General features: G+C 67.8%; 17 protein-coding genes. 2 read left to right on the forward strand and 15 right to left on the reverse strand.

Annotated features, from left to right (window positions below; genetic code table 11):
• From SPHI_RS13995 to lpdA, 3 genes are all read right to left on the reverse strand, one after another.
• Positions 1-1,127, reverse strand: a 1,127-nt coding sequence (locus tag SPHI_RS13995; protein WP_076745578.1) for a terminase large subunit domain-containing protein, incomplete at its 3' end; no start/stop codon positions are given.
• Positions 1,124-1,657: a hypothetical protein gene (locus SPHI_RS14000; protein ID WP_076745579.1), complete on the reverse strand. Its 534-nt coding sequence runs from the start codon at positions 1,655-1,657 to the stop codon at positions 1,124-1,126. The genes SPHI_RS13995 and SPHI_RS14000, both read right to left, overlap by 4 nt.
• A gap of 590 nt (positions 1,658-2,247) precedes the next feature.
• Positions 2,248-3,642, reverse strand: a complete 1,395-nt coding sequence (gene lpdA, locus SPHI_RS14005) for a dihydrolipoyl dehydrogenase (RefSeq protein WP_076745580.1) — start codon at positions 3,640-3,642, stop codon at positions 2,248-2,250.
• A 100-nt stretch (positions 3,643-3,742) separates the two neighbouring features.
• Between lpdA and SPHI_RS14010 the strand changes: the two genes are divergently transcribed.
• Positions 3,743-4,975, forward strand: a complete 1,233-nt coding sequence (locus SPHI_RS14010; RefSeq protein ID WP_076745581.1) for an acyl-CoA dehydrogenase family protein — start codon at positions 3,743-3,745, stop codon at positions 4,973-4,975.
• A 78-nt stretch (positions 4,976-5,053) separates the two neighbouring features.
• Here the strand turns inward: SPHI_RS14010 and SPHI_RS14015 are convergent, their stop codons facing one another.
• The 12 genes from SPHI_RS14015 to SPHI_RS14065 all read right to left on the reverse strand — a co-directional run bounded on the left by SPHI_RS14015 (position 5,054) and on the right by SPHI_RS14065 (position 18,870).
• Entirely contained in the window at positions 5,054-5,785 is a 732-nt protein-coding gene (locus SPHI_RS14015) for an RNA methyltransferase (protein WP_076745582.1), read from the reverse strand.
• A gap of 61 nt (positions 5,786-5,846) precedes the next feature.
• On the reverse strand, positions 5,847-6,308 hold the full coding sequence (gene nrdR, locus SPHI_RS14020; protein WP_076745583.1) for a transcriptional regulator NrdR: 462 nt from the start codon (positions 6,306-6,308) through the stop codon (positions 5,847-5,849).
• Between the two features lie 133 nt (positions 6,309-6,441).
• Positions 6,442-6,618, reverse strand: coding sequence for a small multi-drug export protein (locus SPHI_RS15185; protein ID WP_198927885.1), 177 nt, complete (start codon positions 6,616-6,618; stop codon positions 6,442-6,444).
• A gap of 9 nt (positions 6,619-6,627) precedes the next feature.
• Entirely contained in the window at positions 6,628-7,935 is a 1,308-nt protein-coding gene (gene glyA, locus SPHI_RS14025) for a serine hydroxymethyltransferase (RefSeq protein ID WP_076745584.1), read from the reverse strand.
• The gene (locus tag SPHI_RS14030; RefSeq protein WP_076745585.1) at positions 7,932-8,384 is read right to left on the reverse strand and encodes an RpiB/LacA/LacB family sugar-phosphate isomerase; all 453 of its coding nucleotides are present in this window, start codon (positions 8,382-8,384) and stop codon (positions 7,932-7,934) included. The genes glyA and SPHI_RS14030 overlap by 4 nt, the downstream gene beginning before the upstream one ends.
• 289 nt (positions 8,385-8,673) lie before the next feature.
• Positions 8,674-10,713, reverse strand: a complete 2,040-nt coding sequence (locus SPHI_RS14035; protein ID WP_076745586.1) for a malate synthase G — start codon at positions 10,711-10,713, stop codon at positions 8,674-8,676.
• Between the two features lie 111 nt (positions 10,714-10,824).
• The gene (locus tag SPHI_RS14040) at positions 10,825-12,330 is read right to left on the reverse strand and encodes an acetyl-CoA acetyltransferase (protein WP_233130943.1); all 1,506 of its coding nucleotides are present in this window, start codon (positions 12,328-12,330) and stop codon (positions 10,825-10,827) included.
• A 2-nt stretch (positions 12,331-12,332) separates the two neighbouring features.
• Positions 12,333-13,136, reverse strand: coding sequence for a crotonase/enoyl-CoA hydratase family protein (locus SPHI_RS14045; RefSeq protein WP_076745587.1), 804 nt, complete (start codon positions 13,134-13,136; stop codon positions 12,333-12,335).
• A 15-nt stretch (positions 13,137-13,151) separates the two neighbouring features.
• Entirely contained in the window at positions 13,152-15,428 is a 2,277-nt protein-coding gene (locus SPHI_RS14050) for a CoA transferase (RefSeq protein ID WP_076745588.1), read from the reverse strand.
• Entirely contained in the window at positions 15,425-16,834 is a 1,410-nt protein-coding gene (locus SPHI_RS14055) for a phosphotransferase family protein (protein ID WP_076745589.1), read from the reverse strand. Before SPHI_RS14055 ends, SPHI_RS14050 begins: the two co-directional genes overlap by 4 nt.
• On the reverse strand, positions 16,831-17,943 hold the full coding sequence (locus tag SPHI_RS14060) for a hypothetical protein (RefSeq protein WP_076745590.1): 1,113 nt from the start codon (positions 17,941-17,943) through the stop codon (positions 16,831-16,833). The genes SPHI_RS14055 and SPHI_RS14060 overlap by 4 nt, the downstream gene beginning before the upstream one ends.
• Positions 17,944-18,267: 324 nt before the next feature.
• Positions 18,268-18,870: an NADPH-dependent FMN reductase gene (locus SPHI_RS14065; RefSeq protein WP_076745591.1), complete on the reverse strand. Its 603-nt coding sequence runs from the start codon at positions 18,868-18,870 to the stop codon at positions 18,268-18,270.
• A 62-nt stretch (positions 18,871-18,932) separates the two neighbouring features.
• Here SPHI_RS14065 and SPHI_RS14070 point away from each other — a divergent pair, with 62 nt between their 5' ends.
• Positions 18,933-21,032 carry a transglycosylase domain-containing protein gene (locus tag SPHI_RS14070; RefSeq protein WP_076745592.1) on the forward strand — a complete coding sequence of 700 codons (2,100 nt, stop codon included), beginning with the start codon at positions 18,933-18,935 and terminating at the stop codon, positions 21,030-21,032.
• The last annotated feature ends 186 nt before the right edge of the window (positions 21,033-21,218 follow it).

A 21,218-nucleotide genomic window follows, 5' to 3' on the forward strand; every position in this document is an offset into this window, starting at 1 on the left:
CCCTCGTACAAGGCCGCCACCGGCTCCGCCCGCGCCACCTTGCCCCGGCTCGCATGCACCAGCGTCACCGGCAGCGCGGCATCCGCCGCCACCAGCACGGACTTCACCATCGCTCCGCCCTGGTTCGCCTCCGCCACCACCCGGTCCGCGCCATGCAACGCCGCACAAGCGGCCACCGCCCGCGCCCACCCCTCGGGCGACGCGCCGTCGATGCTCGCGTCGGCGATTACATAGCCGCAGCCATCCTCGCCCAGCGCGACACACACGATCCCGCACGCATCGCCGCCGATACCCGCCGGCGGATCGACCCCCACCACCACACGCCGCAGCGCCGGCGCCGCCGCCACCCGGCATCGTTCGATCAGCCCGCGCGACCACAAGGCCCCGACCACCGAGTCGATCAGCTCGCCGTCGAGCTCCTGCCGCCCGAGCGCCGTCCCGCCATAACTCTCGCGCATCGCGTCCACGAAGCTTTCCGGCAGATGCACGTTGCCCCCGGTCTGCCCAACCGTCTCCTCCACGCCCGACAGCGCCATCACCCGCCGCATCAGCGCGTTGGGCCTGGGCGTCGTCGTCACCACCACCTGCGGCCGCGCGCCCAGCCGCATGGTCAGCATCAGATTGTCCCATGCCGCATCGCCGCGCCGCCATTTCGCCAGCTCGTCGCACCACGCCGCATGATGCTCCGGCCCGCGCAAGCCCTCCGGCGCATCGGCCGAATAGACCGTCGCCACCGCCCCGCCGGCCCAGCGCACCTCGCTTTTGGTCGGCGTCCACACCGGCCGCATGTCGAGCCGCGCCGTCGCGATCACCCCGCTCGGCCCCTCCACCATCACCCGCCGCGCCTCGTCCGCCGTCGCGCCGACCAGTGCGATCCGCGCGCCCGCAACGGTGCGCGCGATATGGTTGACCCATTCCGCCCCCGCGCGCGTCTTGCCGAACCCGCGCCCCGCGCGGATCAGCCAGATGCGCCAGTCGCGCGCCGACGCAAGCTGTCCCTCATGAGCATAATGGCTCTCCCAGCGCCCCGCCGCCTCGATCTTCATTTCCATCGGCAGCACGTCGATCACCCGATCGCGCTGGTCGGGCGGCAGCAGGGCTAGCTGCCGCAGCGGATCGTCGCTCACGCCGCGCCCGCCTGCCGCGCCAGCCCGTCGAGCGCGCGGCGCAGCGCCGCATCGGTCTCGGCCGGCGTCGGCATCGTCATTCCCTTGGGCACCGCCTTGCCGCTCTTGCCGTCCGCCCGACGACGCAGCAGCACCGCCATGGCGAATTGCAGATCGGCTGCACTGGCGGCACGAACGGGCAGCACCGCCGGATCGCCCCCGGCAAACGATACGCCAGACGATCCTCCCCGTGATCCCTCACGCGATCCCGGCGCCTCGCCACCGCGCTCGACCTTCGCCAGCGCATGTTCCAGCAGCCCGGCCTCCAGCCGCGCATAGCCGTCCGCGATCGCCGCGTCCCACGCCGCCGCAAAGGCCGCATCCTCGCTCCGCCAGCGATAGCAAGTCGCCATCGTCCGCTTCGCCATCCGCGCGGCGAGTGCGACGCTGCACGTCTCGGCCAGCACCGCCAAGAAGCGGTTCCGCCGCCCCTGCGTGCGCGCACACACGGCCACCCGCCCGCCGCTGGCGGTCGCCATCCCCGTCGCCATGTCATCCTCCCCCAAATCGGCATGGCACGCGTTCAGCCGCGACGCTCGGCCCTGCCCACCGCGCGACAAGCCCCCGCATCGCCGCCTCCCGAAGCGCCGCGCCCAACGAAAACGGGCCGGGAGCACCGGGGGATCACCCCGCGCTCACCAGCCCGCCGCTGCACCTACAATTCTTCAGTGTTCCTGTTTTGTACTCAAACAGCGTCGCGCTGTCAAGCGCTTTCTCGCGCGCGCCACCCACCGCGTTCGTCCTGAGCCTGTCGAAGGACGTGCCAAGCAGGACAGGCGCCCGTGACACGCCCTTCGACAAAGCTCAGGGCGAACGGTGGCGGGTGCGCCTTACGCCTCACACACCCGTCATGCCGGGCTCGTCCCGGCATCCACTGTGCCGCACATTCGAGGCCATCGAGTGCGCGGCACAGTGGATCCCGGCACAAGGCCGGGATGACGAACGCTGCGCCGGCTTGAACCTGCCCCAAATGCACGTCACCCCGGCCCTGAGCCGGGGTCCCGCTACCCTCCCTACCACAGCGAGAAGATGCGGAACCTCGGGTCAGTCCCGGGGCGACGAAACTACCCGAACGAACCGATCACATATGGATCGGCTTCCCCTGCACCGCCATCGCGGCTTCCTTCACCGCTTCGGAATGCGTCGGGTGCGCGTGGCAGGTGTAAGCGATATCCTCGCTGGTCGCGCCGAACTCCATCGCCTGCGCCGCCTGCGCGATCATCGTGCCGGCCACCGAAGCGATGCACCACACGCCCAGCACGCGATCGGTCTTGGCATCCGCGATCACCTTCACGAAGCCGTCCGGCTCGTGGTTGGTCTTCGCCCGGCTGTTGGCCATCATCGGGAACTTGCCAACCTTGACCTCACCCTTTTCCTTCGCCGCCTCTTCCGTAAGGCCCACGCCAGCGATCTCCGGCCAGGTATAGACCACCGACGGGATCACATCATGGTTCACGATGCCATGCTGCCCGGCGATGTTCTCGGCCACCGCAATGCCCTCGTCCTCGGCCTTGTGCGCCAGCATCGGCCCGGGGATCACGTCGCCGATCGCCCACACGCCGCTCACCGAGGTACGGAAATCGTGATCGGTGCCGATCTGCCCGCGATTGTTGAGCTCCAGCCCGATCTTCTCCAGCCCCAGCCCCTCGACGTTCGGCTTGCGCCCGATCGACACCAGCACGCAATCCGCCTCGATCGTCGTCGCCTCGCCGCCAGCCGCCGGCTCGACGGTCAGCGTTGCCTTGCCACCGTCAACGGCGACACTCGTCACCTTGGTAGAAAGCTTGAACTCGATCCCCTGCTTCTTGAAGATCTTGTTGGCTTCCTTGCGCACGTCACCGTCGAAGCCCGGCAGGATCTGGTCGAGGAACTCGACGCAGGTCACCTTGGCACCCAGCCGGCGCCAGACCGAGCCAAGCTCCAGCCCGATCACGCCGCCGCCGATCACCACCATATGCTCGGGCACCTTGGGCAGCTCCAGCGCGCCGGTCGAATCGACCACCACCTGCTGGTCGATCGTCACGCCCGGCAGCGGCGTCACGGTCGAGCCGGTCGCGATCACGACGTTCTTCGCCGTCACCTTCTGCTCGCCGACGCTAACGGTATGCGCGTCCTCGAACGAGGCGCGGCCCTTCAGCCACGTCACCTTGTTCTTCTTGAATAGGAACTCGATGCCCCCGGTCAGCCCCTTCACCGAATCGCGACGCTGCGCATGCATCGCTTCCAGATCCAGCTCGGGCGTCACCTTGATGCCCATCTTGGCCATCGTGCCGTTCGCCGCCGCATCGAAATACTCGCTGGCGTGCAGCATCGCCTTGGACGGAATGCACCCGACGTTGAGGCACGTGCCGCCCAGCGTCTCGCGGCTCTCCGCGCACGCCACCTTCAGGCCCAGCTGCGCCGCCCGGATCGCCGCGACATAACCACCCGGACCGGCACCGATCACGAGAACGTCATAGTCGAATTCGTCAGCCATCGGGTGCACTCGCCTCTGGATTAGGGAAACCGGCTGCGACATAGACCCTCATGACGGGGGTGCAACCCCGCGACATAGAACGAAACAGGAGAGCGGTGGCATGGACCTGAACTGGAGCCCCGAAGAACAGGCGTTCGAAGCGGAAGTCCGTGACTTCCTCGCCATGTCGCTCACCCCCGAGCTGCAACGCGCCGGCCGTCTCTCCACCAGCGTCTATGCCGATCACCATGCCAGCATGAAGTGGCAGGAGATCCTCGTCGCCAAGGGCTGGGCCGCCCCGCACTGGGCGCCCGAGCATGGCGGCACCGACTGGACGGTCGCACAGCATTACATCTGGAACCGCGAGCGCATCGCCGCCGGCGCCCCCGGCCTCTCGCCGATGGGCATTTCGATGGTGGCGTACGTCATCATGAAATACGGCACGGTCGAGCAGCAACGCTTCTTCCTCCCCCGCATCCTCTCGGGCGAGATCTTCTTCTGCCAGGGCTATTCCGAGCCCGGCTCGGGCAGCGACTTGGCCTCCTTGCAGACCAGCGCGGTCGAGGACGGCGACGATCTCATCATCAACGGCCAGAAGGTCTGGACCACCCACGCTAGCGAGGCGAACTGGATCTTCGCCCTGGTCCGCACGTCGAAGGAAGGCCGCCCGCAGCAGGGCATCACCTTCCTCCTCATCGACATGACCACCCCCGGCGTCGAAGTCCGCCCCTTCACCATGTCGTCGGGCGAGCAGATCCAGAACGCCGTCTTCTTCACCGACGTGCGCGTGCCCAAGGCGAACGTCATGGGCGAGATCGACCGCGGCTGGAGCGTCGCCAAATACCTCCTCGAATTCGAACGCGGCGGCAACGCCTACGCCCCCGCGCTCAAGGCCCGCGCCGACGCCATCGCCCGCCACGCCGCCGAGACCACCGGCAGCGACGGCGAGCCGCTCCTCGACGATCCCGTCTTCGCAACGAAGCTCGCCCGCGCCCGCATCCGCGCCGACGTGCTCGAGATCATGGAACTGCGCCTGCTCTCCGCCGCGAACGGCGACGGCAGCGTCGGCGCCTTGTCATCAATGATGAAGATCATGGGCACCGAGCTCGCCGGCACGCTCACCGAACTGACCATGGAAGCCGCCGGCGACCGCGGCCTGGTCTATCAACCCCACGCGACGATGCCCGGCGGCCCGGTCCCCCGCCATCAACCGCCCGAAGACGGCTATGTATCGGGCGAAGAATGGCACGCGCTGGCCCCTTTGCGCTACATGAACGAACGCGCCGGCCCGATCTACGCCGGCTCCAACGAGATCCAGCGCAACATCATCGCCAAGCAAGTGCTCGGGCTATAGCGCGCCGCCACCTCAGATACTGTAGAGGTCCGGTACGGCGGACGCTCTCACCAGCCGCCGGGACAGCGCTTGGCGCGACTAGGTCGACCGCTTCGCTTTGGCACCCCTCAGTGCCGACAGCACGCCCCGCATCGTGCGCACTTCCTGGCTCGTCCATCTCGGTTTGGTGAGGAGCGTGCGCAAGGTGCGGCGCGTGGTCGGCGTGCGATCGGGCGGGAAGAAGAAATTCGCATCCACCAGCATCGCGTCAAGCTGGCCGATCATGCCCTCCAGCTCCTCCTGCGGTGCCGGCGGATCGAGCGTCACCTCGGGCGGTGAAGCGAGCGCCTCGCCCTTCGACCATTCATAGGCAACCAGGATCACCGCCTGCGCGAGATTGAGGCTGCCGAACTCCGGATTGATGGGCACGGTCAGGATCGTGCGGGCAAGCGCAACGTCGTCGGTTTCAAGGCCCGATCGCTCCGGGCCGAACAGGATCGCACTTCGGCCTGGCGCGGCGCGCATGTCGGCTGCGGCCTGTTCGGGCGTCACCACCGGCTTGGTGACGCCGCGCTTTCGCACGGTGGTGGCATAGACGTGCGGGCAATCGGCCACCGCCCCGGCAACAGTGTCATAGACCTGCGCATTGGCGAGGACGATATCGGCCCCCGACGCTGCCGGTCCCGCCGCCGGATTGGGCCAGCCATCGCGCGGGGCGACAAGGCGCATCTCGGTCAGGCCGAAGTTGAGCATCGCCCGCGCGGCCTTGCCGATATTTTCGCCCAATTGCGGGCGAACGAGAACAATGACGGGGGAAGGGGAAGCGCTCATCACAGCGCGCCTATCCGGCCACACGCGACTTCGACAAGCATTGATGCGGCGCGCGGGTGCCTCAGCCGCGAGCCGCCGCCTCGACCGCCCCGGCGAATTCCTCGAAATCCTTGGCCTCGCTGAAATCGCGATAGACGCTGGCGAATCGGATATAGGCCACCGAATCGAGGCCCTTCAGCCCCTCCATCACCATTTCGCCGATCCGCTTGGAGGCGATCTCCGCCTCGCCGCTGGTTTCCAGCTGGCGCTGGATACCGCTGACCAACCGCTCGATCGCCAGGCCGTCGATCGGCCGCTTGCGCGCGGCGATGCCGATCGAGCGGAGCAATTTGTCCCGGTCGAACGGCTCGCGCCGGTCCTCCGATTTTACCACGGTCAGCTCGCGCAGCTGGATGCGCTCAAAGGTGGTGAAGCGCGCGGCGCAGCCCTCGCACTGGCGGCGGCGGCGGATCGCGGCGCCATCGTCGGTCGGGCGGCTGTCCTTCACCTGGCTCGCATCGTGGCCGCAGAAGGGGCAGCGCATTGTGTTTCGTCTCTTCTACTTACGTCATCCCCGCGACGGCGGGGATCCATATACTCCAACGTCTAGGCTGGAAGCGCAACGTCTGCGCGTATGGATCCCCGCCTTCGCGGGGATGACGGATGTTGGTTGAAGGTCAGATCTTGTTCCGCCGCGCATAGGCGACGCCAGCGCCGACCAGTGCGCCGAGTACCGGACCAACGAACGGCACGGGGATCGCCACCACGGCACCGATCGCACCATATTTGGCCATCTTCTTGCCCAGGCCCGGTGAATTGCGAACGGTGTTCTCGATTTCGTCAATCTTAGACACGGTTTTTCCTCACTGATAGATCGGGAAACGAGCGCATAGCGCGCGAACTCGTTCCCGCACCGCCGCTTCGACCTGCGCGTCGCCAGCCTCACCCTTCTGCGCAAGACCATCGAGCACGTCAGCGACCATGTTGCCGATCTCGCGGAACTCGGCCGTGCCGAAGCCGCGCGTCGTGCCCGCGGGGCTGCCGACCCGGATGCCGCTGGTCTTCACCGGCGGCAGCGGATCGTTGGGGATGCCGTTCTTGTTGCAGGTGATGCCGGCACGCTCCAGCGCCTCGTCGGCATCACGGCCCGTCACGCCAAGCGGGGTAAGGTCGACCAGCGCCAGATGCGTGTCGGTGCCGCCCGAGACGATCGCGGCGCCGCGCTCCTTCAGCGTGGCGGCGAGCACCTTGGCATTCTCCACCACCGCAGCGGCATAGCTCTTGAACTCCGGCCGCAGCGCTTCGCCGAACGCCACCGCCTTGGCGGCGATCACGTGCATCAGCGGGCCGCCCTGAAGCCCCGGGAATACCGCCGAGTTGATCTTCTTGGCGATCGCCTCGTCATCGGTCAGCACCATGCCGCCGCGCGGCCCACGCAACGTCTTGTGCGTGGTGGTGGTCACGACATGCGCATGGCCGAACGGCGTCGGATGGACGCCGCCTGCGACGAGGCCAGCGAAATGCGCCATGTCGACCATGAAATAGGCGCCGACCTTGTCGGCGATCGCGCGGAAGCGGGCGAAATCGATGTGGCGCGGATAGGCCGACCCGCCAGCGATGATCAGCTTCGGCTGCGTCTCGATCGCCTGCTTCTCGACCGCGTCATAGTCGATCAGATGCGTGTCGGGCGTCACGCCATACTGCACCGCGTTGAACCACTTGCCGCTCATCGCCGCGCGCGCTCCATGCGTCAAATGCCCGCCGGAATCGAGGCTGAGGCCCATGATCGTCTCGCCCGGCTTGACCAGCGCCAGCATCACCGCGCCATTGGCCTGCGCGCCCGAATGCGGCTGCACATTGGCGAAGCCGCAGTTGAACAATTGCTTGGCGCGATCGATCGCCAGCTGTTCCACCTCGTCGGACGGGTGGCAGCCCTGGTAATAGCGCTTGCCGGGATAGCCCTCGGCGTATTTGTTGGTGAACACCGAACCCTGCGCCTCGAGCACCGCCTTGGAGACGATATTCTCCGATGCGATCAGCTCGATCTGCGTCTGCTCACGGTCGAGCTCATGCTCGACGCCGGCGAACACCGCGGGATCGGCCTCGGCGAGATTGCGGGTGAAGAAGCCATCAGGCTGAACCTCGTTCAGCGCGGTCGGGTTGGTGCTCATACGGGCTCCTTCTGGAAAGCAGGCGCGCCGAGCTTGTCGACGCGGGGGGCGTGGCGGCCGCCGGCAAAGGCGGTGTCGAGGAAAGCGGTGATGCAGGCCTTGGCCATGTCCTCGCCGATCAGGCGGGCGCCCATGGCGATGGCATTGGCGTCATTATGCTCGCGCGCGAGCGCGGCGGACAGCGGCTCGGACACAAGCGCGCAGCGCACCGCGGGATTGCGGTTCACCGCGATCGAAATGCCGATCCCTGAGCCGCACAAGGCGATCCCGCGCTCGGCCTGCCCATCGGCGATGGCGGCGCTAAGCTTGAAGCCGAAATCCGGATAATCAACCCGCGCATCGCTGTCGGGGCCGAGATCGAGAACGTCATGCCCCCCCTCGCGCAGCCAGGCGACAAGCGTCGCCTTCAGCGCGACGGCGGCATGATCGGAGGCGATAGCGACTCGCATAAGGGTCGGCGATGCTCTCGGTTGTGACGGATGCGCGGCCCTTTAGCGGGCGTGTCACGAGAATGCCACTGTTGCGACGCGCGATAACGCCGCGCACCCGTTCGGGCTGAGCTTGTTGAAGCCCTGCCCTCCCCCTCGAAGAAGAACAGTCCTTCGACAAGCTCAGGACGAACGGAAATCGCGAAGCGACGCCGCCTTCGCCTCTCACCCCGTTCGTGCCGAGCGCAGTCGAGGCACCCTCACCGCGAACCATGTTCCTCGACTACGCTCGGGACGAACGGGGGGTAGGTTAGGCCGCCTTCGCCTCCAACCGGAACCGATGCAACAACGGCTCGGTATAGCCGGACGGCTGCGCCACGCCCTCGAAGATCAGCGCCCGCGCCGCCTGGAACGCGAACGCGTTAAGGGTCAGCGGCCGGTACAACGGATCGCCGGCATTCTGCGCATCCACCTTTGCCGCCATCCGATCGAGCGCGTCATCCACCTCCGCCTCGGTACACACGCCGTGCAGCAACCAGTTCGCCAGATGCTGCGAGGAGATACGCAGCGTCGCGCGATCCTCCATCAGCCCCACATCATGGATATCCGGCACCTTGGAACAGCCGACGCCCTGGTCAATCCAGCGCACGACATAGCCGAGAATCCCCTGGCAATTATTGTCGAGCTCCTCGCGCACCTCCTCGGGCGTCCAGTTGCGCCCGGCCGCGAACGGCACGGTCAGCAGCCGATCGAGCGCCGGCGGCGCCTCGCCCGCAATCTCCTTCTGCCGCGCGAACACGTCCACCGCATGATAATGCAGCGCGTGCAGCGTCGCGGCGGTCGGGCTCGGCACCCAGGCGGTGTTCGCCCCGCTCTGCGGATGCGCGATCTTCTGTTCCAGCATATCAGCCATCATGTCGGGCGCCGCCCACATGCCCTTGCCGATCTGCGCCTTGCCGCTCAGCCCACAGGCCAGCCCGATCCGCACGTTGCGATCCTCGTAGGCCTTGATCCAGTCGCTGCCCTTCATCTCTGCCTTGCGGATCACCGGCCCGCCGCGCATCGCGGTGTGAATCTCGTCGCCGGTGCGATCGAGGAAGCCGGTGTTGATGAACACGATCCTGTCACGCACCGCATGGATACACGCTGCGAGATTGGCCGAGGTGCGCCGCTCCTCGTCCATCACGCCCACCTTGATCGTGTGGCGCGCAAGGCCGAGCAGATCCTCCACCGTATCGAACAGCCGGTTGGTGAACGCCGCCTCGTCGGGCCCATGCATCTTGGGCTTCACGATATAGATCGAACCGGCGCGGCTGTTCTGGAGCGCGCCGAGCCGCTTCAGATCGTGCAGCCCGATCAGCGACGTCATGATCGCGTCGAGGATCCCCTCCGGCGCCTCGCCGCCATCCGCCAGCCGCAGCGCGGGCGTGGTCATCAGATGGCCGACATTGCGCACGAACAGCAGCGACCGCCCCGGCAGCGTGAAGCTGGAGCCGCTCGGCGACCGATACTCGCGATCCCCCGCCAGCTTGCGGGTGAGCGTCTCGCCACCCTTGTCGAACGTTTCGACCAGATCGCCACGCATCAGCCCGAGCCAGTTGCGATAAGCGGCTACCTTGTCCTCGGCATCGACCGCCGCAACGCTGTCCTCCAGATCAACAATCGTCGTCAGCGCGGATTCGAGCACCACGTCGGCGATGCCGAGCGGGTCGGTCTTGCCGATCGGATGATCGCGGTCGACCACCACCTCGATATGCAACCCGTTGTGGACGAACATCACGCCCTTACCGAAGCGCGCGAAGCGATGCGGGCAATCGCCGCCCGTCAGCGCCGCGTCCCAGCCGGGCAGCGTCTGGTCGAGGAACGCCCGCGCCCGCGCAATCACCTCTGCGCCGCGCTGCGCATCATAACCGCCCGGCTTGGCCCGACCAGGCAGCGCATCGGTACCGTACAAGGCGTCATACAGGCTGCCCCAACGCGCATTCGCCGCATTGAGCACGAAGCGCGCGTTCAGGCTCGGCACCACCAGTTGCGGCCCCGCCATGGTCGCGATCTCCGGATCGACATTCTCGGTCCCGATCGTGAACGGCGCCGGCTCCGGCACGAGATAGCCGATCTCGCGCAGGAACGCCGCATCGACCGGTTCACCGGCCGCATAGCGCGCATCAATCGCCGCCTGCAGCTCCTCCCGCCGCACCAGCAGCGCGCGGTTTTCCGGCACGAGGCTAGAAAAAATACCCGCCACGCCTTGCCAGAATGCATCGGGTGCGATCCCGGTACCGGGCAGCGCCTCCGCCTCCACAAAGGCGGCGAGGCGGTCGTCGACCGAAAGGCCGGCGCGGGTCTGCATGCGGAATCCTCCTGACGTTGGTGTTCAATCGCCTGGGGAGGGCAAGTGGCGATTAGGCGATACCGCTAGGAGAGCGCAAGTCTCCCTCTCCCCGCTTGCGGGAGAGGGATATTAGGCCCGCCGCCACACCATCAGTTCCCCCTCTGGCACCACCTCGCCCTTGGTCCCCACCGGCTCAGCCGCGCCATCGCTAAGAAACGCGATCGTCGCCACATCCTCTCCCGGCACCTTCACCAGCGTCCGCGTCCCCTCAGGCGTCCGCGCGACCACGACGCCCGACTTCGCCGACCCATCGCGATTGTAAAACACCGTATAGGTCTCGACCTCGGCCGGCCCGGCATAATCCTTCACCAGCTCCGGCACGGCCCCGCGCGCGGCATCCGCCTCCGCCTGAAGGTCGAAGTCATGCGCCTCGCCCACGCCCGGCAACGGCGCCGTCCCGAGCACGATCGCATGATTATGCGTCGCGAAGCCGCCATTGGCGAACAACAGCCCCTTCTGCCCCTCCCCGGCCCGCAGCGAATCGACCATCTCGGCCACGGCATGCGCCATGTAATTGCCGATCGGCCCGCCGCCGAAGGTCAGCCCGCCGAACACCGTCGCCGGCTTCTCGACCGGCCAGCCGATCACCCGCCGCGCCATCTTGGGCACGCAGGGGAAGCAGGAATAGAGCTCGACCAGATCGAGATCGTCCGCCGTCACGTCGTTGAATTCGAGCGTGCGGCGAAGACACACCTCCATGCTCGGCGATTTGTCGTAGCGATCACGCGCCATGAAGTCGTCCGCCTCATGCGCGCTGGCGCCGCGCCCGACATAGACGATCCGCTCTTCGGGCACCCCGCGCCGCCGCGCCTCGGCCAGGCTGGTGACGATGAACCCCGCGCCCTGGTTGACGCTCGAATTGGCTACCATCAGCTTGGTATATGGGAAAGCGATCGGGCGATTGTCGGCAGTCGGCTCGACCACTTCGTCCGGTGTCCTGGGCGCCTGGATCCACGCCGCCGGCGTCTGCGCCGCGACCTGGCTGAATCGCGACCAGATCTCGCCCGATTCACGCTGCCCTTCCTCCAGGCTCTGGCCATAAGCGGCACGCCCGGCATTTTCGTACAGCGGATAGACGTCGACCGGCGTCGTCAGCCCATAGATCTGGCGATAGCCCGGCGCGCGCCCCTTGCTGAGGTTCCGCAGCGGGTTCTGGTCCGCCACGCTGGTCTTCGCCGCCAGCGCCGCGCGCTGGCTGGCGGTGCGCAGCGCCTCCCCGCCCGTCACCGCCGCGACCTTGATCTCGCCGCGTGCGATCCGATTGGCCGCCTCGTTCAACAGCAGGATCGGGCTGTCACCGTTCGGCCCGACCGATTCATAGACGATCCCAGCGTTCGATCCGATCCCATCCGCCACCTTCTGCGCCAGCGGGTTGTCCTGACGGAAGCTGATCTGCTGCACCACGGCGACCGAATCGACATCCGCCAGCCAGCCGCCGCCGGCATCCTTGTCCGCTTCCTCCAGCGCAGCGATCATCAGCCCGAGCGCGTCCTTGCCGGCCATCGGATCGGCCGGGCGGTCGTTAACCTGCCCGACCCCGACGATGACGGCGATCTTTTCCGGATCGACCGCCACGCTCACTTCGCCTTCCACACCGGCGCACGCTTCTCGGCGAACGCCTTGGGCCCTTCGCGCGAGTCCTCGCTGGTGAAGACGATCTTGGTCTCGTCGCGGTTCTGCGCCCAGGCCGCTTCCTCGCGCGCGACCTTGCCGCCCGAAATGCCCTGCGCCATCCGCTTCGACGCCTGCACCGAGAGCGGCGCGTTGACCGCAATCCGCTCGGCCAGCGCGAACGCCGTATCGAGCAGCTGGTCGCGCGGCGCGACGGCGTTGATCAACCCCAGCTCCAGCGCGCGGTTGGCGTCGATCGGATCACCGGTCAGGATCATCTCCATCGCGATCTTCTTGGGCAATTGCTCCGGCAGGCGGAACACGCCGCCAGCCGCCGCGAACAGGCCACGCTTCGGCTCGGGCAGGCCGAACTTCGCCTCGTCGACCGCCACGGCCAGATCGCACGCCAGCGTGATCTCCAACCCGCCGCCCAGCGCCATGCCATTCACCGCCGCGATCACCGGCTTGGAGATCGCATGGCTGACGATGCCAGCGAAGCCCCAGGCCGCCTTGGTCTTGTCCTCCGGCGCCAGGCTCTCGCCGCGCGACAGCGCCACTAGATCGGCACCCGCGCAGAACGATTTGTCCCCCGCCCCCGTCACGATCACCACGCGGATCTCGGGATCCTCGTCCGCCGCGTGCAGCGCATCGCCCACGCCCTCATGGACGAAGCGATTGACCGCGTTGCGCGCCTCCGGGCGATTGATCGTGATCAGCATCACATTGCCGCGCGTCTCGACCGTGACGGCCTCGTTACCCAGTTCAGCCATGTGCTTTGTCCCTTCCTAAGCAGCCTGTTCGATGATCCTGTCGGCGAGCAGCGGCGCGACATCCATGTCGCCCAGCCTCAGCCAGTCCTTGAGAACGTCCACGCTATCCTCGCCGATGCGCGGCGCAGGCCGCTGGTCCGGCGGCGGCACGCGATCGAAGCGGGTGAGCGCCCCTTCGACCTGAAACGGCGTGTCGAGCAGCGGATGCGAAGCCTCGCGAAACGTGCCGAGCGCCCGATAACCGGGCGAACCCGGCATATCGACGACGCGCACCATCATCCCCGCCGGCACCCCGGCCGCTTGCAGCGCCGCCGCCACGTCGGCCGGCGCACGATCCCGCGCCCAGGCCTCGACCGTCGCCCGCTCCGCACTGCCCACAACCGATGCTAGCGCGGCGCGATCGGCACCGTTGCGCAGCGTCACGACGCACCATTCGTCATCGCCGGCACACGGCAGCAGCCAGTCCTCCGCCGCCTCGCCCGTCACCACCGGCATGCCCGCCGCCTGCGCCGCGCGCGTCGCGATCTCGGCCGCCTTGTGCCCCAGCATTACTTCCGCCTGGCTGACGCTCGCGCGCCCCCCGCGTCCGGTGCGCATCCGCCGGATCAGCAGCGCCAGCGCGCCGACCGTGCCGATCCGCGCCGCGACATGATCGGGATAGACGGTCACCGCGTCGCAGAAGCCCTCCGGCTCCTCCGGATAGACCCATTGCTTGCTGAGCCCGGCGGACGCGCGCACCAGCGGCCCATAGCCGAGCCGCCCCGACCACGGCCCGGTCGGCCCGAACGCCGAGCTATCGACGGTAACCAGCCGTGGATTGGCGGCAAACAGCGTCCCGGCATCGAACCCCAGCGCCGCCAGCGTGCCCGGCTTAAAATTGGACAGCAAAACATCCGCCCCGCGTACCAGATCGAGGAACAGCGCCTTGCCGCGCGCCGACCGCAGATCGATCGACAGCCCGCGCTTGTTACGATGCCCGGCGGCAAAGGTCAGGCTGACGGGATCGTCGTCGCGCGACTGGCGCTGGCCATCGGGAAAGGCACCATTCTCCACCTTCACCACATCCGCACCCAGGTCGGCGAGCACCCGCCCCGTGTCGCCCCCGACGACGATCACCCCCATGTCGAGCACGCGGATGCCGGCGAGCGGATAATCGGCGGCGGGCGGCGGATCGAAGTGCGGCCGCATGCTCGCAAAGCGCGCATCCCCGCCGATCGCAGGTGCCGGCCCGCTTATGCCCGCCCGCTCACCATCGATCTCGATCGTGCCATTGGGAAAGGGCAATGACCGGCCGGGCGCCACCTCGACCGGCACGAACGCCCCGCGCGCCGTCATCTGCGGCGTCGCCACCGCCTCGCCAACATCCAGCACCGCCGCCGCCGGTATTCCCCGCGCCGCCGCTTCCTTCTCGATCTCGGCCTTGCCCTTGTCGGCGAAGAAGCGCGTGATCGCCGGCAGCAAGGTGGTGGAGCGGAAGCGCGTCATCAGCTTCTCCCACTCGGGGCCCGCGAATTCTTCGGGTTCGCCCATCCACGCGTGCATCGCCCGCCATTGCCGCGGCGCCAGCACGCACAGCCGCACGAAGCCGTCGGCACACGGCAGGATTGGATAGCGATAGCGCTCGTCGGTGCGCCCGCGCTCCATCTTCCACAGCGGCACGCCCGATTGCGCGCTGCCCGACAGGCCATAGCCGGGATCAAGCGCCTGCATCCCTGCCTCCAGCAGCGACACGTCCAGCCGATCGCCCTCGCCGGTGCGCAAGCGGCGAATAAACGCGCCCAGCGTCGCCACCGCGATCTGCGGCGCTGCGGTTTCATAGGTCAGCTGCCCCGGCGGCAGCAGCGGCGGCCGCCCCGGCAGCCCCGATCGCGACAGCCCGCCGGTCAGCGCGTGAAGCACCGCATCGCTCGCCTGCCAGTCACGCCACGGCCCGACATTGCCGAAGTCGCTGATCGACACATGGATGATCCCCGGCGCAGCGGCGCGCAGCGCATCGTGGTCGAGCCCAGTGAGTCCAGCCTCGAGCAAAATATCCGCCTCGCGCGCCAGATCGAGCAGACGCTCCCGATCACCCGGCAAGTCGATCGTCGCGACCCGTTTGCCGAAATTCGCCGCCACGAACGGCAGGCTCACGCCCTCCACCATCGCACCCGCGTGTCGATCCGCACCGCCCGCGCTCGGCTCGACCCGGATCACCTCTGCGCCCAGTTCGCCGAGCAGCCGGCCGATCGCCCCCAGCACGCCGGGCACGGCATCGATCACGCGGACACCAGAGAGCGGCAGGTCGGTCATAGCGGCCAGGCAAGCTCCCTGCGGGCGGCGCTCTCGCGATAGAAATCGAGCAACGGCGCTTCGTCTCCGCGCGTCTCGGCGAGCCGGTCATGGTGCGCGATCAGCGCCTCCGCGAGCGTCGCCCAAATGCTGTCCAGCGCATCCAGCGTCTCGCCCTCGCCAGTCACCGGCCCATCGTCGCCCAGCAACCGGCGCATGTCGGCGATATCCGCCCGCCGCCACGCCGCCGCCTTCTCCGCCTCCTGCGCCCCCAGCAGCGCGAGCAGCGCCGCCACCGTTAGCGTCGATCCCGCGAACGCATCGCCCGCGCCGATCTTCTCGCCCGCGCTGGCCGTGACGATCCCCGCCCCGATCAGCACCTGCGCCAGATCGCTCGTCGGCAGCACCGGCACCGGATCATAATGCCGCCCGCCCAGCTGCGTGGCGATGATCGCGTCCTGCCGCCGCGCGGTGTACCAGCCCGACACCGCCAGCACCGGATCCTGCCGCCCCCCATCCACGAACTCGCGGAACGCTGACGCCCAGATCGCGCAGCCCTTCACCGATGCGAACAGCGACCACCAGCGCATCGCCGCCGGATCGACGGTCAGCCCGCTCGCCCGCTCCCACGCCGCCATGGCTTCAGGCCGAGGCAGCATGCCGCAGGATTTGCCCGCCTCGAAATGATCCCAGATCGGGTCGAGCGCCCAGCCGAGATCCTCCAGCGGATCGCCCAGATGCGCCATTTCCCAATCGAACATCGCCAGCATCTGCCCGGCGCCGTCGTGCATGACATTGCCCGATCGGTAATCGCCATGAACGATCGCGATCCGCTGCGCCGGCGGCGGCGGATTGGCGCGCAGCCAGCGGATCGCGGCGCGCGCAATCGGCTGCGGCTGCAGCGCATCCTCCTCGATCACCCCTTCCCAATAATCCAGCGCGGTGCGCCAGCACTCGTCGCGCGCCGGCATCGGCAGATCCCCGGCAAGCGGCGTCCCCGCGGGATCATGCGCCGCCAGCCGCCCCAGCGCGCCGAAGAACGCCTCGCCCAAACCCGCCCCATGCACCCCGAACGGATCGCGCGCGAAGCTGCCGGCCACCTCGCCGCCGTCGATCCGCTCCATGATGAAGAACGGCCGGCCAAGCTCCGCGCCCTCCGGCTCCAGCGCCACCGCGCGCGGCACCGGCACCACGCCGGCCGCGCTTTGATAGGCGCGAAATTCGGTCGCCGTCTCGGTGTCGATCAGCCCCTTCACCGGCTCGCGCCGCAGGATCAACCGATGCGTCTCCTCTCCCGCGACCGCGTCGAACCGGTAGGTTTCGCGGCTGGCCCCGCCCGGGATGCGCGCGAGATCCTCGACGCGCACCGGCCGCTGCCAGATGCGCGTGAGATAGGCCTCGATGTCCGAGGCAGCGAGCGTGCTCATGCCGCGTCAAGCATTCCCGTGAAGCCCGATGGCGCATGCGGGCCGATCACCAATTGCTCCAGCACGCCACGCCCGCGCCGCACCTTGCCGTCCGGCCCGGTCATTGTGATGTCCGCCACCGCTTGGATATGCAGATGGTGCGGCTGCATCGGATCGAGTTCGGCGACGTTGAAATCCTCGCGCTCCACCGTCAACCCGTCGCCCTGGTGCCGGCCATGCCCCCATTTCGGGTGCGTGTAGCCCAGCCCCAGCATCATGAAGGTCTGGCCGAGATCGAACTCGACCTTGGTCTGGCCGGCCGCATCCTTCAGCGTCAGGCTTGCGCCCTGCGCGTGCCGCGAACCCTGTTTCCAATGCACCTGGTAGTCGGACGTATCGTAATGCGTCTCGTCCTCGATCCCGCCGCCCAGCGGCTTCCACGCCGCACGCCGGTTCCAGAACCGCCCATGCTCGTCGTCATTGGTGTGGAAGTAGAAATCGCCGTCCTCCATCGCGGTGGGGCTCCACAGCCAGAAGAATTGCGGCAGCATCGGCGGGCTGGCGGGCTGCGCGTCGGGCGCGCCGATCGGCCGCACGCCCCACGATCGGTCACGCGTGCCCAGCCAGCCGGCGATCTCCGTTCGCTTGCCGTCCACCTCGACCCAGCCGGAATAGCTGCCGTTCTGCGTCAGCCGAGTCACGTCCATCAGCACGCGCGGCCCGTTGCGCCGGGTGAAGCGCGGCTCCTCCAACGGAAAAGCGCGGCCGACAAAGGTCAGTTCGGCGCGGATATGCTCCTCGGGTGCATCGACCGTCAGCTTCACCGACTTGAGCGGCTCCAGCACCTCCACCGCGATCCCGCCGACCTGCGTGTCCATCCGCTCCATGCCCAACCCGCGGCTGGCATGCAGGTTCACCTGCCGCCCATTGACGAGCCAGCAGAAGCTTGCATCGATGATGTTGAGATGCGGATAGATGCCCATCGCCGCGGCGAAGAACCCGTCCTCGCCGGCGCCCGGCGCATAGCCGTTGAAGAAGAAGCGATCGTAGAAGTTACGATCCGTCCCCGCATAGGCGACCGGTTCGGCCGTCTGGTGGATCGGATATTCGTCGCCCTTGGTCAGCACCATGCCCGCTCTCCGTTCGGTGGTGCCGGTCTGTGCCGGCTACGGAAGGGAGGTGGACCAGCGGCAGCGGCGCTGTCAACGCCAAGATAACAGAAGTTACGTTGCGCGTGCGGCGACCACGCTCACCCGTTCGGCCTGAAGCCCGTCGAAGGGTTGCCAAGCCCGCGCCCCACGCCCGTTCGCCCGGATTCCTGACGGCGTCGCCAAGCCCGGCTCCCGTTCGCCCTGAGCCTGTCGAAGGGCGTGCCTCAGGCGGCAGCGCTGCTTGGCACGTGCTTCGACAGGCTCAGCACGACCGGAGTGAGATATCCGATCCGATCGGAGACGCTATTCCATCCGCGCCAACGGCGCGAACCGAGCGACCTGCTTGCCCACCATCCGCAGCTGCTCCACCACCGCAGGATCACTCGCGCCGCCGTCGTCATGGAACTTGGTGATTGCGCTGTTGATCGCCGCGGCAAAGGGCGTCGGCCAACCGCGCAGCGCATGGACGATCGAGCGCAGCGCCGCGATCGTCGAGCCGGTCGCCTGCCAACCATAAGCGGTCGCGATCAGCCCCACGGGCATGTCGGCAAGATACGTCCGCTCCGAATCGCGCGCGGTTTCCTCCAGCAGGTCCAGCGCGTTCTTCACCACGCCCGAAATGCTGCCGTGATAACCCGGCGAGGCGATAATGATCGCCGAGGCCCGCCGCACCGTATCCACGAAGTCGCGCTCCTCCGGTGTCCGCTCGTGCGCCTTGGGGTCGTACAGCGGCAGCTTGGCCATGTCCGCCCCGCCGAACAGCCGGATCCGAAAACCCTGCTCGCCTGCCGCGTCCAGCGCGATCCGCAGCGCCCGTTCGGTCGACGACACCCCGCCGATCGTGCCGCCGATGCCGACGACCAGCGGCCGTTCATCCGATTGAAGTGCTTCCGCTTCGCCGCTCATGGCCCTATCCCTCGCACGATGCGCATCCTTGCGGCAACTGTTCTACCGAAGTAACACGCCTGATGGCCGACCGCCGAGACGACGACATGCGCCCCGATCCGTTTGATGGCGGCCGCATCCGCTACAACCACGCACCAGGCGAACAGCACCGGCCGGCGATGCCGGATTTCGACGCCTGGCGCGATGACGCCCCGCCACCGCCCGAGCTCGCCCCCGCGCGCCGCCTGCCGCGCATCTCCACCCGCTGGATCATGCGCGGGCTGGGCGCGTTCGTCATCCTGCTGGTGCTAACCATCGCCTGGCTCGCGATTACCGCACCGCTGTCGCAATCGTTGAAGCCCCCAACACCCCCCTCGATCACGCTCACCGCTGCGGACGGCACGCCGATTGCGCGGCGCGGCGCGATCATCGGCAAGCCGGTCGACGCCGCCCAACTACCCGCCCACGTGCGCGAAGCGTTCATGGCGATCGAGGACCGGCGCTTCTATTCGCATTGGGGCATCGACCCGCGCGGCATCGCCCGCGCCGCCTGGGCGAACCTAGGTTCCGGCGGCGTGCGCCAGGGCGGCAGCACGATCACGCAGCAGCTCGCGAAAAACGCTTTCCTCGATTCGGATCGCACCGCCGCGCGCAAGATCCGCGAAGTGTTCATCGCCTTCTGGCTGGAGGCGTGGCTGTCAAAGGACGAGATCCTCTCGCGCTATCTGTCGAACGTCTATTTCGGCGACAACGTCTATGGCCTGCGCGCCGCCTCGAAACATTATTTCGGGCGTGAGCCGGAGAAGATGAACATCGGCCAGGCGGCGATGCTCGCCGGGCTCGTCAAGGCGCCCTCGCGCCTCGCCCCCACCAGCAATCTCAAAGGCGCCCGCGAACGGCAGGCGGTGGTCGTCGCCGCGATGGTCGACGCTGGCTTCCTGACCAAGGCGCAAGGCGCCGACGTGCAGCCGCAGCGCGTCAAGACTCGCCCCGCACAGACGCTGCCGACCGGCACCTATTTTGCGGACTGGGTGCTGCCCGACGCGCGCGACCAGGCCGGTGAGGTGCAGACCGAAGCAACCGTGCGCACCACGCTCGATCGCGGGCTGCAACGCACCGCCGAACGCGTGATCCGCCAGGCCGGGCTGCGTCAGGCGCAGGCCGCATTGGTCGCGATGCGCCGCAACGGCGAGGTCGTGGCGATGGTCGGCGGACGCGATTACAAGAAAAGCCCGTTCAATCGTGCCGTCCAGGCGAAGCGTCAGCCGGGCTCCACCTTCAAGCTGTTCGTCTATCTCGCCGCGCTGCGCGCCGGTATGTCGCCCGACACGATGGTCGACGACTCGCGCGTCGAAATCGCCGGCTGGAGCCCCAAGAACGACGACAATCGCTATCTCGGCGAAATCACGCTGCAACGCGCGTTCCAGCGTTCGTCCAACGTCGTCGCGGCGCGGCTGACTCAGGAAGTGGGCGTGCGCAACGTGATCCGCGCCGCGCGCGATCTCGGCATCTCCACGCCGATCGCCAATGAGGCGACGATCGGCCTCGGCACCTCTGAAGTGTCGTTGCTGGAGCTGACCGCGGCCTTCGCCGGCGTGGCCGACGGCCGCTATCCCGTGCAGCCGCACGGCCTGCGCAACGTCGCCGACAAGAGCTGGTATCAGGCGCTCACCGATGGCCAGCGCACGCTGCCGAGCCGCATCCACGATGACATGCTGACGTTGCTCGCCGCATCGGTGCGCGGCACCGGGCGCGCCGCGGCGCTGTCGGTGGATGCTTATGGCAAGACGGGCACGTCGCAATCGGGGCGTGACGCATGGTTCATCGGCTTCGCGGGCGATCTTGTGGTCGGCGTGTGGGTCGGCAATGACGACAACACGCCCAACCCCGGCCTGCACGGCGGCGGCATCCCCGCGCAGATCTGGCGCAATTTCATGGTGAGCGCGCTCGATCTCGCGCCGGTGGTGAAAGCGCCGGTGGTGGAGGATGTCGATCCCGAGGCCGGGCTGGTAGGCGTGATCGAAAACGAGATCGCCCCGGCAGTCGGCCGCTTGGAAGGGCTGGGCGTCGATCTGGAGATCGGCCCTGATGGCTCGATCAACGTCCGCCAACCCGAACCGCCACCGCCCCCGAGGCTAAGACGCGAGGACGTGGAGCCGGTGTTCGAAGACGAACCGCAGTAGCCCCGCCGTTCCCGCGCAGACGGGAATCCCTAAACCCTGAGTTCGCGATGATGCGTGGGCTTGGTTCACGCGAAGCCGCGAAAACGCGAAGAGAAAAATAAGATCGTTCGCGCAGAGGCGCGGAGGACGCAGAGATGATGTGGTTGCTGCGCCGGCACCGCGTCGGATCCAGCGTCCCGCGCAGCG

It is taken from the genome of Sphingomonas jeddahensis, from assembly GCF_001981525.1.
Taxonomy (GTDB): domain Bacteria; phylum Pseudomonadota; class Alphaproteobacteria; order Sphingomonadales; family Sphingomonadaceae; genus Sphingomonas; species Sphingomonas jeddahensis.

What these genes read in the sequence shown, in the direction of transcription:
- SPHI_RS14000 (WP_076745579.1), bottom strand. Translation starts at nt 1,657, where the DNA reads ATGGCGACGGGGATGGCGACCGCCAGCGGCGGGCGGGTGGCCGTGTGT.
- lpdA (WP_076745580.1), bottom strand. Translation starts at nt 3,642, where the DNA reads ATGGCTGACGAATTCGACTATGACGTTCTCGTGATCGGTGCCGGTCCG.
- SPHI_RS14010 (WP_076745581.1), top strand. Translation starts at nt 3,743, where the DNA reads ATGGACCTGAACTGGAGCCCCGAAGAACAGGCGTTCGAAGCGGAAGTC.
- SPHI_RS14015 (WP_076745582.1), bottom strand. Translation starts at nt 5,785, where the DNA reads ATGAGCGCTTCCCCTTCCCCCGTCATTGTTCTCGTTCGCCCGCAATTG.
- nrdR (WP_076745583.1), bottom strand. Translation starts at nt 6,308, where the DNA reads ATGCGCTGCCCCTTCTGCGGCCACGATGCGAGCCAGGTGAAGGACAGC.
- glyA (WP_076745584.1), bottom strand. Translation starts at nt 7,935, where the DNA reads ATGAGCACCAACCCGACCGCGCTGAACGAGGTTCAGCCTGATGGCTTC.
- SPHI_RS14030 (WP_076745585.1), bottom strand. Translation starts at nt 8,384, where the DNA reads ATGCGAGTCGCTATCGCCTCCGATCATGCCGCCGTCGCGCTGAAGGCG.
- SPHI_RS14035 (WP_076745586.1), bottom strand. Translation starts at nt 10,713, where the DNA reads ATGCAGACCCGCGCCGGCCTTTCGGTCGACGACCGCCTCGCCGCCTTT.
- SPHI_RS14045 (WP_076745587.1), bottom strand. Translation starts at nt 13,136, where the DNA reads ATGGCTGAACTGGGTAACGAGGCCGTCACGGTCGAGACGCGCGGCAAT.
- SPHI_RS14050 (WP_076745588.1), bottom strand. Translation starts at nt 15,428, where the DNA reads ATGACCGACCTGCCGCTCTCTGGTGTCCGCGTGATCGATGCCGTGCCC.
- SPHI_RS14055 (WP_076745589.1), bottom strand. Translation starts at nt 16,834, where the DNA reads ATGAGCACGCTCGCTGCCTCGGACATCGAGGCCTATCTCACGCGCATC.
- SPHI_RS14060 (WP_076745590.1), bottom strand. Translation starts at nt 17,943, where the DNA reads ATGGTGCTGACCAAGGGCGACGAATATCCGATCCACCAGACGGCCGAA.
- SPHI_RS14065 (WP_076745591.1), bottom strand. Translation starts at nt 18,870, where the DNA reads ATGAGCGGCGAAGCGGAAGCACTTCAATCGGATGAACGGCCGCTGGTC.
- SPHI_RS14070 (WP_076745592.1), top strand. Translation starts at nt 18,933, where the DNA reads ATGGCCGACCGCCGAGACGACGACATGCGCCCCGATCCGTTTGATGGC.